The sequence below is a fragment of the Micromonospora sp. SL1-18 genome, from assembly GCF_047921505.1.
In the GTDB taxonomy this organism is placed as follows: Bacteria; Actinomycetota; Actinomycetes; order Mycobacteriales; family Micromonosporaceae; genus Micromonospora.
The window spans coordinates 1-13,038 of the sequence record NZ_JBLROA010000004.1 but is presented as its reverse complement, the minus strand read 5'-3'; the positions used below and the strand labels follow the sequence as shown (position 1 = coordinate 13,038).

General features: G+C 72.5%; 11 protein-coding genes. 8 read left to right on the top strand and 3 right to left on the bottom strand.

Annotation, left to right across the window (positions count from 1 at the left end; genetic code table 11):
- The first annotated feature begins 454 nt into the window (after nucleotides 1-454).
- Nucleotides 455-1,081, top strand: coding sequence for a hypothetical protein (locus ACNAW0_RS02585; protein ID WP_416286032.1), 627 nt, complete (start codon nucleotides 455-457; stop codon nucleotides 1,079-1,081).
- 198 nt (nucleotides 1,082-1,279) lie between these two features.
- Here ACNAW0_RS02585 and ACNAW0_RS02580 read toward each other — a convergent pair whose 3' ends face one another.
- Genes ACNAW0_RS02580 through ACNAW0_RS02570 form a run of 3 tightly spaced genes read right to left on the bottom strand, consistent with a single transcriptional unit; the run spans nucleotide 1,280 to nucleotide 3,955 of the window.
- The gene (locus tag ACNAW0_RS02580; RefSeq protein WP_416286031.1) at nucleotides 1,280-1,999 is read right to left on the bottom strand and encodes a TVP38/TMEM64 family protein; all 720 of its coding nucleotides are present in this window, start codon (nucleotides 1,997-1,999) and stop codon (nucleotides 1,280-1,282) included.
- Nucleotides 1,996-2,718, bottom strand: coding sequence for a type 1 glutamine amidotransferase (locus tag ACNAW0_RS02575; RefSeq protein ID WP_416286030.1), 723 nt, complete (start codon nucleotides 2,716-2,718; stop codon nucleotides 1,996-1,998). The genes ACNAW0_RS02580 and ACNAW0_RS02575 overlap by 4 nt, the downstream gene beginning before the upstream one ends.
- Nucleotides 2,708-3,955 (bottom strand): MurT ligase domain-containing protein, encoded by a 1,248-nt coding sequence (locus ACNAW0_RS02570; protein ID WP_416286163.1) that lies wholly within the window; start codon nucleotides 3,953-3,955, stop codon nucleotides 2,708-2,710. The genes ACNAW0_RS02575 and ACNAW0_RS02570 overlap by 11 nt, the downstream gene beginning before the upstream one ends.
- Nucleotides 3,956-4,309: 354 nt before the next feature.
- Between ACNAW0_RS02570 and mraZ the strand changes: the two genes are divergently transcribed.
- The 7 genes from mraZ (at nucleotide 4,310) to mraY (ending at nucleotide 13,035) form a co-directional block, all read left to right on the top strand.
- Nucleotides 4,310-4,741: a division/cell wall cluster transcriptional repressor MraZ gene (mraZ, locus tag ACNAW0_RS02565; RefSeq protein WP_416286029.1), complete on the top strand. Its 432-nt coding sequence runs from the start codon at nucleotides 4,310-4,312 to the stop codon at nucleotides 4,739-4,741.
- A 205-nt stretch (nucleotides 4,742-4,946) separates the two neighbouring features.
- On the top strand, nucleotides 4,947-6,056 hold the full coding sequence (gene rsmH / locus ACNAW0_RS02560; protein WP_416286028.1) for a 16S rRNA (cytosine(1402)-N(4))-methyltransferase RsmH: 1,110 nt from the start codon (nucleotides 4,947-4,949) through the stop codon (nucleotides 6,054-6,056).
- On the top strand, nucleotides 6,053-6,637 hold the full coding sequence (locus tag ACNAW0_RS02555) for a hypothetical protein (protein WP_416286027.1): 585 nt from the start codon (nucleotides 6,053-6,055) through the stop codon (nucleotides 6,635-6,637). The genes rsmH and ACNAW0_RS02555 overlap by 4 nt, the downstream gene beginning before the upstream one ends.
- A 3-nt stretch (nucleotides 6,638-6,640) precedes the next feature.
- Nucleotides 6,641-8,848: a peptidoglycan D,D-transpeptidase FtsI family protein gene (locus ACNAW0_RS02550; protein ID WP_416286026.1), complete on the top strand. Its 2,208-nt coding sequence runs from the start codon at nucleotides 6,641-6,643 to the stop codon at nucleotides 8,846-8,848.
- Between the two features lie 52 nt (nucleotides 8,849-8,900).
- Nucleotides 8,901-10,520 (top strand): UDP-N-acetylmuramoyl-L-alanyl-D-glutamate--2,6-diaminopimelate ligase, encoded by a 1,620-nt coding sequence (locus ACNAW0_RS02545; protein ID WP_416286025.1) that lies wholly within the window; start codon nucleotides 8,901-8,903, stop codon nucleotides 10,518-10,520.
- On the top strand, nucleotides 10,517-11,914 hold the full coding sequence (locus ACNAW0_RS02540; RefSeq protein WP_416286024.1) for a UDP-N-acetylmuramoyl-tripeptide--D-alanyl-D-alanine ligase: 1,398 nt from the start codon (nucleotides 10,517-10,519) through the stop codon (nucleotides 11,912-11,914). The genes ACNAW0_RS02545 and ACNAW0_RS02540 overlap by 4 nt, the downstream gene beginning before the upstream one ends.
- A complete protein-coding gene (gene mraY, locus ACNAW0_RS02535; protein ID WP_416286023.1) occupies nucleotides 11,911-13,035 on the top strand; it encodes a phospho-N-acetylmuramoyl-pentapeptide-transferase in 1,125 nt (374 codons plus the stop codon). The genes ACNAW0_RS02540 and mraY overlap by 4 nt, the downstream gene beginning before the upstream one ends.
- The last annotated feature ends 3 nt before the right edge of the window (nucleotides 13,036-13,038 follow it).

Here is a 13,038-nt window from a genome sequence, read left to right as displayed (position 1 = left end):
CCAAATATGCCCACTGGGGATTATTCGTCAAGGCAGTTAAATATTGAAGACTGCTTCACTCGAATTGAATCCACTGGGGATTCTTCGCCAAATTGATTGAACTCGGTCCGCCCATTCGCCCATCCGCCCCGGATGCCCTCGTTCCCGGATCGCCCACGCGCTCGCTGCGCACCTGGTCGCGCTCCCCCCCCCCCGGGGGGGGGTATGCCACCAGGTCGCCGATCCCGTCGTACGCCCAGTTCGCCGTCCACCTGCCCCAGGTGCGCCGGATCACCCGATCGGCAGCCTTCGGAAGAGGGGTCCGCCAGGTGGCTGCATTCTAGCTGCCGATTCCCGGATCATCGTGAATTGGGCGAAGCGGAAGCGGCATTGCGGAGGTATGCCTACTGTCACCACAAAAGGCCCTTCACGTTTGTGAGGTATCACCATGGCAACAGTTCAATCTCGTCATCAGGTGCTGGACTGCCTCGCCGAAACCGGGTTCGTTGTGCTGCGACCCTACGCCAGCATGATAGAGCCCCGCGAATGGGAGAATCTGACATACCTCGACTGGAAGTCCGGCGGTGACACCAACTTCGCTGTGCTGGCATCGGGGGATGGACAGGACGACCCGCGTGGCTTCTGGGAGCACGGAAAGCCGGACAAGGACGGTGTGTGGACGGCTAACGCGGAGGGCGCACCGGGGCTTAGCCAGTGGGTGCGAGACGTGAACGCCCGGTTCGGTCGGGTCCGGGTGATCAAACTGCAACCATCGACGAGCCTGGCGTCGGTGACCGAGCAATACCTGCATCTCGACGACAACAACCGGTTGAACCCGGACGGTGAGGGGCGGGTCGTTCGGGCCTGGCTGAACCTCACCGACGACCCGAACAGCTACATGGTCCTGCGTGAGGACCGCGACGACCCGTCGACCGAATACCAGATCAGGCTGCCGGCATTCTCCCAGTTCGTCGTTGACACCGAACGGCTCTGGCACGCGGTGTACCACGCGGGCACGGCACCGCGGTACGCCTTGATCACCAGTTTCGAGTCCGGCCCGGACTTGCAGTCCTGGATAGACGCGAACGCCGTCGTCGCGTGACCCTTCCGCTCCCAGGCGCGTACAGCACAGCTGACGCCCTGTGGGCGCTCGTAACGGTCGGATCGGTTGGCGAGTGGGCCGATCCGACCGGCACCGAGCACTCGGGGTTCGCCGGGGGCGGTGCGGCGCACGGCGTCGGCGACCCGGACCACCTCGGCGATGAACCCGCCGGGCAACCGCTCCTCGGCCACGGTCATCTCAGCTCGGCCCGAGGCGGGGCTGCCGCTCGGCCCGCCACCAGCGCTGGATGATCACTACGCTGGCGATCAGGCCGAGGCCGGCCGGGGCGACGGCGTACCAGTTGACCTGACCGGGGGAGGTGACCGCCGCGCCGAGCGCCGCGTAGCCGACGGCGGTGGGGACGGCGGCGATCACGCTGCCGGCGAGGTACGGCAGCGGCCGGGCGCCGGTGGTGCCGTAGCCGTAGCTGACCAGCCCGAACCCGGCGATCGGCAGCAGCCGTACGGTGATCACCCCGAGCACGCTCTGCCGGGCGAACCAGCCGTCCAGCCGGGCCAGCCGGCCCCGGACCCGCTCGGCCACGAACTCCCGGCCCAGCAGGCGGCCGACCGCGAAGCCGAGCGCCGCGGCGAGCAGCGCCGCACCGAGGGAGTACGCGGCGCCCGCCAGCGAGCCGAAGATCGCGCCCGCGGCGAGCGTGACGAAGGTACGCGGGACCAGCGCCACCAGCAGCAGCGCGCCGCCGACGACCGCCGCGACCGGGGCGTACCCGCCGAGGGCGTGGGCGAGCCGGGGCAGCTCGACCGGGTTCGGCCGGGGCACCAGCAGCAGGGCCACCACGAAGCCCGCGAGCAGCAGGAGCAGCAGCCCGAACCGGCGCGCCGACGGCTGGCGGAGCAGCAACCCGAACCGGCGCGCCGACGGCTGCCGGAGCCGCTGCCGGGTGGCGGGGGTCATGCTCGCGCGGTGGCCACCGCGGCGCGGCGCTCGGACCGGAGTCGCTCGGCCCAGGTGTCGTTGAGCGCGGGAAGCTGGTGGATGCCGGTCGCCCAGCGCAGCAGCAGGTCGGCCAGGGCCGGGTTGCGGGCCAGGGCCGGGCCGTGCGAGTAGGTGCCGAGCAGCTTGCCCCGCCAGGCGCCCTCGGTCACCCCGTCGTTGCCGACTCCGGCGGTGATCCGGGCCAGCGGCGACACCCCCGGACCGAGGTGGGTCCGCCCGCCGTGGTTCTCGAACCCGGTCAGGTACGGGATGCCGAGCCGCCCGTCGACCTCGCCGGCCAGCTCTCCGACGGCCCGGGTGGGGCCCCGGTCGGAGGAGATGTCCAGCAGTTCCAGCCCGCCACATTTGGTGCCCTTGGCGAAGAAGGAGGTGCCGAGGAGTTGGTAGCCGGCGCAGACGCCGAAGACCACCGAGCCCTGGGCGACCGCCCGATGTAGGCCGCCGTCGGCGTTCAGCCGCTGCGCGCCGAGCGCCTGCGGCCCGTCCTCGCCGCCGCCGACCAGGTAGATGTCGGCGGTGGCGGGCAGCTTCTGGTCGGACCGGACCTCCAGCACCTCGACCGGCATGCCGCGCAACCGGGCCCGGCGGGCCAGGATCAGCGCGTTGCCCCGGTCGCCGTAGGTGGACAGCAGGTCCGGATAGATCCAGACGATGCGCAGGCTGCTCTCAGTTGACACGGTCCAGCTCCGCTCGGATGTCCTGGAAGGCGCTGTAGTTGGCGATGACCTCCAGGCGGCCCGGTGGCACCGCCCGGATCGCCTCGTCGAAGCTGCGTACGTGATGGAACGGCACGTCGTTGACGTCGAGCCGGACGGCCAGGTCGTACGCCCGGTCGCCGGTGATCAGCACCTGCCGGCCGCGCAGCGGCGCGAAGTCGACGTCGAAGAGCCAGGAGGTGTCCAGCCCGTCGGGGTCGCGCGCGTTGATGGACAGCAGCGTCGGCGCCTCGTCGGCCATGTCGAACGCCTCCAGCCAGCTGGCCGGGTTCTTGGCCAGCAGTAGCCGGATGTTGCGCCCGTCCCGGTCGACCTGGGCGTAGCGGCCGGCGACCGAGGCGACCGTGCCGAGCCGTACGACCGCGTCCACCGGCCGTACGCCGAACTCGGCGGCGACGGCGAGGGCGGTGGCCGCGTTGCCGATGTTGACCTTGCCGGGAAGCTGGAGTCGCACCTTGTGCCAGGCGCCGGTCGGGTCGAGCACGCCGTCTTCCTCGACGGCCCACTGCGGATCCGGGCGGCGCAGCGGGCAGCCGGTGCACCACCACTGGTCGCCTGTGCGCCGGATGGTGGAGCCGCACTCCGGGCAGACCCACGAGTCGTCGTGCCAGCGCTGGCCGGCGCTGAACCAGGTGACGTGCGGCGGGATGTGGCCCTGGGCCGGGTCGGCGGGCGGGGTGGCGGCCCAGACCACCATCGGGTCGTCGGCGTTGGCGACCACCCGGACCTCGGGGTGCCGGACCAGCGCGACGCGCCAGAGCTGCGCCATCATGGCGACCTCCTTGGCCCGGTCGAGCTGGTCGCGGGACAGGTTGAGCAGGGCCACCACGTGCGGCTCGGTGGCCGACAGCACCTGCGCGAGGTAGTGCTCGTCGACCTCCAGCACCGCGTACGGGGTGCTGCCGGCCTTGGCCAGGGCCGAGGTGTGGCCGCTGGGCATGTTGGCACCGAAGGAGTTGGTGGCCACCCGGCCGAGCACACCGACCGCGGCGGCGGTGAGCCGGGTCGTGGTGGTCTTGCCGTTGGTGCCGGACACCAGGGCGATGGCCCGCCCCGCCGAGAGGTGCACGAGCAGGTCAGGGTCGATCTTGAGGCCGATCCAGCCACCGATCACCGAGCCGTCGCCACGACCCGCGGCTCGGGACAGCGCCGCCGCGGTCCGCGACACGGAGCTGGCCACCTTCGCCCGCAGGGGCATCTTCGCGTCCGTCACGCGAGCGAGGTTACCGGACCCCGACGCCCGCCGGATCGTTGCCGACGGCGAACCGTTCGGGCGGATCCACCCGGCGGACGGCCGCTGGACGTTCGGCCAGATGGAGTCGATCTATGTCGGGTAGCGGACGCGCGGAGGGGGCCGCGCGGCCCTCCACTCCGCCCCACCCCCTTTGACGTGCTCTTTTGCGCGCCGAAACGCCGCGCCACGCGGGCGTTTCTGGTTGCAGGTGGAGGGAAGTGGAGTAGAGTGGGGCGCGATGGTGAGGCCGGGAGGGCCACACCGGCCCGGGGGGTCAGCGGCGCCGCGAACGCCGCTCAGGGCGAGGGGGTTGGGCCGATGTTTCTCGGCACCCACACTCCGCGCCTGGACGACAAAGGCCGGTTGATCCTTCCGGCGAAGTTCCGGGACGAGCTGGCGGGGGGTGTCGTGATCACCAAAGGGCAGGAGCGCTGCCTCTACGTTTTCCCGATGCCCGAGTTCCAGCGGATCGCCGACCAGTTGCGTGCGCAGCCGATGACGAGCAAGGCGGCCCGGGCTTACAGCCGGGTCTTCTTCGCCAGCGCCCACGACGAGGTGCCGGACAAGCAGGGGAGGGTAACCATCCCCGGGCACCTGCGTTCGTACGCCACGCTCGACCGTGACCTGGTCGTGATCGGTGCGAGCACCCGGGTGGAGATCTGGGACAAGGCGGCCTGGGAGGCCTACCTCGCGGAGAGCGAAGACGACTTCGCCGACATCGAGGAGGGGGTGCTGCCCGGCGGTCTGTAGGGCGTGACGACGCCCGACATACTGCGAGATCTCCAGCCGCTTTCGAGTTCCTGGCACCCCTTCCCCGGTGCCAGGCGCACGATCCGATCGGAGGCGCGGGCCTCCGGCGGGCGGGAGCGGATGGGGATCTGGCGGTATGGCGGGGCGTCGTGGCGACGACGGATGCGGCACGGACGGAAGCGGGTTTCAACCAGTGGGGGTCGACATGGGGGAGCTACGCGGCACACACGTGCCGGTACTGCTCGAGCGGTGCCTCGAGTTGCTGGCCCCCGCGCTGGGTCGGAACCGACGCACCGTGCACGTCGACGCCACGCTGGGCCTGGCCGGCCACGCCGAGGCGGTGCTCGAGGCGCACCCGAACACGGTGCTGATCGGCCTGGACCGGGACACCGAGGCCCTGGCCCACGCGCGGGTCCGGCTGGCCCGGTTCGCCGATCGGATCCACCTCGAGCACGCCGTCTACGACGAGTTGCCCGACGTGCTCCACCGGCTCGGGTACCCGGCGATCGACGGGGTCCTGTTCGACCTCGGCGTGTCGTCGTTACAACTCGACGCGCCCGACCGCGGGTTCGCGTACGCGCAGGACGCGCCGCTGGACATGCGGATGGACCAGACCCGGGGGGTGACCGCCGAGGAGGTGGTCAACACCTACTCGCACCCGGAGCTGGCCCGGGTGCTGCGGGTGTACGGCGAGGAGAAGTTCGCCGGGAAGATCGCCTCGGCGATCCTCCGGGAGCGCGAGCGGGCGCCGATCACCTCGTCGGCGCGACTGGCCGAGCTGGTCCGGGAAAGCATTCCGGCGCCAGCCCGACGAACCGGGGGACACCCGGCAAAGAGAACGTTTCAGGCTTTACGTATCGAGGTGAACAGGGAACTGGCAGCGCTGGAGACGGCGTTGCCGGCCGCGCTCGACAACCTCGCCGTGGGCGGCCGCGTGGTGGTCCTGTCCTACCACTCGCTGGAGGACCGGCTCACCAAGCAGGCGCTCGCCGACCGGGTCCGCAGCAAGGGCCCGGTCGACCTCCCGGTCGAACTGCCCGGGTCGGGCCCGACGTTCCGGCTGCTCAGCCGGGGTGCCGAGCTTCCCGGGGAGGCGGAGGTCGCCGCGAACCCCCGCGCCGCCTCCGTGCGGCTGCGGGCAGCGGAAAGGCTCGACCCGGAGGCGGCCCGGCAGGGGCGTACCGACCGCGAACGGTACCGCCGCCGGGTGAAGGCGATGCACCAACCGGGGACGGGGTCGCCGGGATCCGGCTCGGATCCGCGGTCGACCCCGGGGGACGGCAACGGGACGGACGAAGAGGGGGAGGGAATATGAACGTCGATCAGCGCGACGGCCGGGACGCCGTCGGGCAGCGCGCACCGCGGTCGGGGGGCCGGACCGCGGCGCAGCGCACCACGCGGGCCGCGCCGGCGGGGCTCGACCGCCGGGGGGAGACTCGCGCCCGGGGGGCGCGCGAGTTCCTTACCCAGGGCAGCGCCGCGCTGCGGCCGGCCGAGCGGACCCGGACGACCAGTACGCCGGCGCCGCGGCTGCGGGTCGCCCCACCGCCGCCGGTGTCCGTGCCGCGGGCCCCGTTCGTCGGCCTGATCCTGGTGCTGGTGGTCGGCGGGGTGCTCGGCATCCTGCTGCTCAACACGAAGATCAACGAGAACGCCTTCCGGAAAGCCGAGCTCCAGGAGCAGCAGGCCAAGCTCGACGTCAACCAGCAGCAGCTGGAGAAGAAGATCGCCGACCAGAAGGCCCCGGGCAACCTGACCGCCAACGCCCGCAAGCTCGGCCTGGTCGAGGCGGGCGACCCGGCGTACATCCGGCTGCCGGACGGCAAGATGATCGGCGTGCCGCACCCGGCGGAGGGGGCGCCGGCCATCACCAGCCAGCAGGGCAACGGAGGCTGAGCCGTGCCGCCGAGATCGGAGGAACCGCGCCGGGACGCCACAGGCTCCCGGCGCGGCTCGTCCTCGGGCGCCCGGGGCACCGACCGCCGCTCCGGCGAGCCGGGCGGCGGTGGGATCTCCGACGCGCGGGCGTACACGCCGCGGGGGCGGACCATCCGGGAGGGGGGCGGCGCCGCCCGGACCGGGGTGGGCGGGGGCGCCGAGCAGCGGCGTACCCCGCGCAGCAGTCGCTCCGGCGACCCGTTCCGGCCGGCGTTGCAGGTGCTCGACGGCGGCCAGGCCGGCGCCGCCCGTGCTGGCAGACGGGAGCCCGTCGCTGGCGGCCGGGCCGGCGTGGTGCGGACCGTGTCGGCCCGGCGCGACGCTGAACCAGCGCCGCGGCGTCGGTCGAGCCCGCGCCGCCCCGAGCGACCCGCCGCCGCCCGGCGGCCGGTCCGTAAGCCGCGCCGCCCGCCGAAGCTCGCCGACCCCCGCTTCCGGCTGCGGCTCGGCACGGTGCTCGCCCTGGCCCTGTTCACCGTCATCGGCATCCGGCTGGTCGTGCTGCAGACCGTCACCCCTCCGGCGTTCGCCGACGGCGGGCTGGACAAACGGCTGCACTCGGTGGAGCTGCCCGCCCCACGCGGGGCCATCTACGACCGCACCGGCGACCCACTGGCGCACAGCGTCGAGGCGCGCTACATCTACGCCGACCCGGAACTGGTCAAGGACCGGTTCGCCACCGCGAAACTGCTCTCCCCGCTGCTCGGGGTGCCCGTCTCCGAGCTGGCCGAGAAGATGCAGCGGCGTACCCGGCCCGGCACCACCAAGAAGTCCCAGTTCGAGTACCTGGCCCGTGGCGTCGAGGTCGACAAGGCCAAGCAGATCATGGCGCTGGACCTGGCCGGCATCGGCGTGCACCGCGACGAGCGGCGCGAGGTGCCGGGCAACGACCTGGCCGCCAACCTGCTCGGCTTCGTCAGCCAGGACATGGTCGGGCTGGAGGGCCTGGAGGCGAAGTACGACGACCTCCTGGAGGGCAAGCCCGGCAAGAAGACGTACGAGGTGGGGCAGGGCGACCTGGCCGCGCCGATCCCGGGCGGCTACAGCGAGACGACCGAGGCCAAGCCGGGCAGCTCGCTGGTGCTCACCGTCGACCGCGACCTCCAGTACCGGACCCAGCGCATCCTGACGAGCCAGATGGCCCAGACCCGGGGCAGCGTCGGCGCGGCGGTGATCATGGAGATTCCCTCCGGCGAGGTGCTGGCCCAGGCGAGCTACCCCGGCTACAACGCGGCCGCCCCGGGCGAGGTCAACTCCCCGGCCGACCGGGCGGATGCGGCCAGCAGCTTCGTGGTCGAGCCCGGCTCGATCCACAAGGCGATCACCTACGGCGCCGCCCTACAGGAGGGCGTGATCACCCCGGACACCGCCTTCCCGGTGGCCAACACGATCACCAGGGGCGACACGCCGTTCTCGGACACCCACCCGGTCAACGGGCGGCGGATGGGCATCCCCGGGATGCTCGCCTTCTCGTCCAACGTCGGGACGATCGAGATCGCCGGCAAGCTGGGCCGGGACCGCCTGATCGACTACCAGAAGCGGTTCGGGCTGGGGCGGCCCACCGGCGAGGGCATGCCGGGGGAGGCCCCCGGGCGGCTGCTCCCCGCCGACGAGTGGAGCGGCTCGTCGTACGGGTCGGTGCCGATCGGGCACAGCGTGGACGCCACCCCGCTGCAGATGGCCGCCGCGTACGCCGCGATCGCCAACAACGGGACGTACGTCCAGCCGCACCTGATCAAGGAGGTGATCGGCCCAAACGGGAAGCGGACGCCGGCCGCCGCCCCGGTCACCCGGTCGGTGCTCAGCCCGCAGAACGCGGCCGCGCTGCGCCGGATGCTGGAGGCGGTCACCACCATCGACGGCCCGGACGGGCAGGCCACCGGCCTGGCCGCCGCCGTCCCCGGCTACCGGGTGGCCGGCAAGACCGGCACCGGCCGACGCTTCGTCGACGGCAAGCTCCAGACCGGCCAGGTCGGCTCGTTCATCGGAATGGCGCCGGCGGAGAAGCCGAGGTACGTGGTGGCGGTCTTCGTCTGGAGCCCCGGCGGCGAGGGCGGCACGGTGGCCGCGCCGGCCTTCCGGGAGATGATGGGCTTCACTCTCGCCCACTACCGGGTGCCGCCGTCGGCGTCCGACAAGTCCCCCAAGTTCGAGGTCTTTCCGCGCTGAGCGGGCACGGGAGGACATCATCGGTGAGTGGCGACAAACCACCGGGGCGGCTGTGCGGTCGGGACCGCGCGACCGGGTAGGGTCTGACGCCGTGCCCGGCAATCCACGTCCCCGTACCGTGAATCCCGTCCGGCTCGGCGACCTCGCCGCCCGGGTGGGGGCGAGCGCGAGGAGCGAGCCTGCGAGCCGCGCAGCCGCGAGCGAGAGGCAGGCTCAGCCGCTCAGCCCGCCGGACGGCACCGAGGTGGCCGTCACCGGGGTGACCCACGCCAGCCAGGAGGTCCACCCCGGCGACCTGTACGCGGCCCTGCCGGGCGCCCGCCGGCACGGCGCGGAGTTCGCCGCCGCCGCGGCCGAGGCCGGCGCGGTGGCCGTGCTGACCGACCAGGCCGGCGCGGAACTGGCCGCCGCCGTGGGCCTGCCCACACTGGTGGTCGACGACCCGCGGGCGGTGCTCGGCGACGTCGCCGCCACCGTCTACGGCGATCCGACCGCGGGACTGACCGTGATCGGCGTGACCGGCACCGCCGGCAAGACCTCCACCAGCTACCTGATCGAGTCCGGGCTGCGCGCCGCCGGGCACACCACCGGCCTGATCGGCACGGTGGAGACCCGGCTCGGCGACCTGGTGATCGACAGCGTCCGCACCACCCCGGAGGCGACCGACCTGCACGCCATGCTCGCCGTGGCCGGAGAGCGCGGGGTCGACGCGGTGGTCATGGAGGTGTCCAGCCACGCCCTGGCCATGGGGCGGGTCGGCGGGGTCCGGTTCACCGTCGGCGGCTACACCAACTTCGGCTCCGACCACCTGGACTTCCACGCCGACGAGGCGGACTACTTCGCCGCCAAGGCGAAGCTGTTCGACGGGCGCTGCCAGGTCGAGGTGCTCAATCACGACGATCCGGCGCTGCGACCGCTGGCCAAGCCGGCGACCGTGACCTACTCGGCGGCCGGCGACCGGGCCGCCACCTGGTGGGCCGACGGCGTGACGGGCGAGGGGTACGCCCAGCGCTTCACCGTGCACGGCCCGGACGGGGTGATCCTGCCCACCGGCGTCTCACTGCCCGGCCGGCACAACGTGGCCAACGCCCTGCTCGCCATCGCCGTCCTGGTGGCCGCCGGGGTCGACCCGGCCACCGCGGCGGCCGGGGTGGCCGCCTGCGGCGGGGTGCCCGGCCGGCTGGAGCTGGTCAGCGGCGACGCCCCGGTGCGCGGGGTGGTCGACTACGCGCACAAGGCCAATGCCATCGAGGCGGTCCTGGTCGCCCTGCGCGGGCTGACCGAGGGCCGGCTGGTCTGCGTGCTGGGCGCCGGCGGCGACCGGGACCGGGGCAAGCGGCCGGTGATGGGTACGGTGGCGGCCCAGGGCGCCGACGTGGTGCTGGTGACCGACGACAACCCGCGTACCGAGGACCCGGCGGCGATCCGGGCCGAGGTGTTGGCCGGGGCGTACGCGGCGGACAGCGGGGCGCGGGTCGTCGAGGCGCCCGGCCGGCGAGCCGCGATCGAGGAGGCGGTCCGGTTGGCCGAACCGGGTGACATCGTGGCCCTGCTCGGCAAGGGCCAGGAACGCGGCCAGGAGATCAACGGCGAGGTGCTGCCGTTCGACGACCGGGTGGAGTTGGCGGAGGCGCTGCGCGCCCGCTTCGGTGACCTGGTGGGGCGGCCATGATCCCGCTGACCCTGGCCGAGGTGGCCGCCGCCGTCGACGGCCGGCTGGTCGCCGCCGACCCGGACGCCCGGGTCACCGGCACGGTTGAGTTCGACTCCCGCAAGGCCGGCCCCGGCGGGCTGTTCGTCGCCTTCCCCGGCGAGAAGGTGGACGGCCACGACTACGCCGCCGGCGCGGTGGAGTCCGGCGCGGTGGCCGTGCTCGGCACCCGCGAGGTGCCCGGCGTGCCGATGGTGCTGGTCGCCGACGCGCTCGACGCGATGGGGCGGCTGGCCCGCGTGGTGGTCGACCGGCTGCCCGGGCTGACCGTGATCGGGCTGACCGGCTCGTCCGGCAAGACCACCACCAAGGACCTGATCGCCCAGCTCGCCGTCCGGCTCGGCCCGACCGTGGCGCCGCCCGGCTCGTTCAACAACGAGCTGGGGCATCCGTACACGGCGCTGCAGGCCGGCCCGGAGACCCGCTACCTGGTGATGGAGAAGGGCGCCCGCGGGGTGGGGCACGTCCGCTACCTCTGCGACGTGGTGCCACCCCGGATCTCGGTGGTGCTCAACGTCGGGGTGGCGCATCTCGGCGAGTTCGGCTCGGTGGAGACCATCGCCCTGGCGAAGGGGGAACTGGTCGAGGCGCTGCCCGCCGACGGGCTGGCCGTGCTGAACGCCGACGACCCGCTGGTGGACGCGATGGCCACGCGGACCGAGGCCCGGGTCATCCGGTACGGCGAGTCGGAGCGGGCCGAGGTGCGGGCGACGGACGTGACGCTGGACGAGCGGGGCCGCCCGTCGTACACCCTGGTGACCCCGGAGGGGAGCGTGCCGGTGCGGCTCGGGCTGACCGGGCGGCACCAGGTCTCCAACACCCTCGCCGCCGCGGCGGTCGCCCGCGAGCTGGGGATGCCCCTGGCCGACCTGGCCATCGCGCTGGGCGAGCTGGGCCTTGTCTCCACCCGGCGGATGGACGTCTTCGAGCGTCCCGACGGGGTCATCGTGATCGACGACTCGTACAACGCCAACCCCGCCTCGATGGCGGTCGCGCTACGGTCGTTGGTCAGCATGCACGGGTCGGGGCGTACCGTGGCGGTGCTCGGCTACATGGCCGAGCTTGGCGACTTCGAGCGGGAGGGGCATCAGCAGGTCGGCCGGCTGGCGGCCGAGCTGAGGGTCGACCGGCTGCTCGTGGTGGGCGAGCCGGCGGCGCCGATTCACGAAGGCGCCACAGCGGTAAGTGACTGGGGAGGAGAGTCGGTGCTGCTCACCGATCAGGCGGCGGCCGTCGAGGTGCTGCGGAGCGAGCTGCGTCCGGGTGACGTGGTCCTGGTGAAGGGCTCCCGGTACCGCACCTGGGAGGTGGTCGACGCGCTGCGTACGGCCGCTGGGAACGGGGCCGCCTCATGAGGGCGGTGATCGTCGCCATCGGGGTCGCCTTCATCGTCTCGCTGTTCTGCACCCCGATCGCGATCAAGGTGTTCACCCGGCTGAAGGCCGGCCAGCCGATCCGGGCCGACGGCCCGGCCATGCACCAGGGCAAGAAGGGCACGCCGACCATGGGCGGCGTGGTCTTCATCCTGGCCACGGTGATCGCGTACGTCGCCGGCCACCTGGCGCTGACCACCCTGCCGGACGCCCAGATCGCCCAGGTCGAGCCGACCATCACCGCGCTGGTGCTGCTGGGGCTGATGGTGTTCTCCGGCGCGGTCGGCTTCATCGACGACTTCCTGAAGGTGCGCAAGCGGCACAGCGGTGGCCTCAACAAGCGCGGCAAGCTGGCCGGCCAGATCCTGGTCGGGGCGATCTTCGGCGTCGTCGCGCTCTACTTCCCGAGCACCATGTACGACCGGGCCGGCATCCGGACCAACGCCGAGACGGTGGGCAGCACCACGCTGAGCTTCATCCGGGACATCCCGGCGTTGGAGATCGGCAAGATCGGTGCGGTGATCGTGATCATCATGGTGGTGATGGCCGCGACCAACGGCGTGAACCTCACCGACGGCCTGGACGGCCTGGCCACCGGCGCCTCGGTGATGGTGCTCGCGGCGTACGGGCTGATCGCGTTCTGGCAGTACCGGCACTGGTGCGCCGACCCGAACTACACCGAGGCGTACTGCTACACGGTCCGCGACCCGCTGGAGATCGCCCTGATCGCCGGCGCGGCGGCCGGTGCCTGTGTCGGCTTCCTCTGGTGGAACACCTCACCGGCCCGGATCTTCATGGGCGACACCGGGGCGCTCGGCCTGGGCGGCCTGATCGCCGGCATGGCGATGTCCACCCGGACCATCCTGCTGCTGCCGATCCTGGGCGGCCTCTTCGTGATCGTCACGATGTCCGTGGTGATCCAGATCATCTCGTTCCGGACCACCGGCAAGCGGGTGTTCCGGATGTCGCCGCTGCAGCACCACTTCGAGCTGGCCGGCTGGAGCGAGGTCAACATCGTGGTCCGGTTCTGGATCATCGCCGGCATCGGCGTGGCCATCGCGCTGGGCCTGTTCTACAGCGAGTTCCTCGCCGCGGTCACCTGAGGT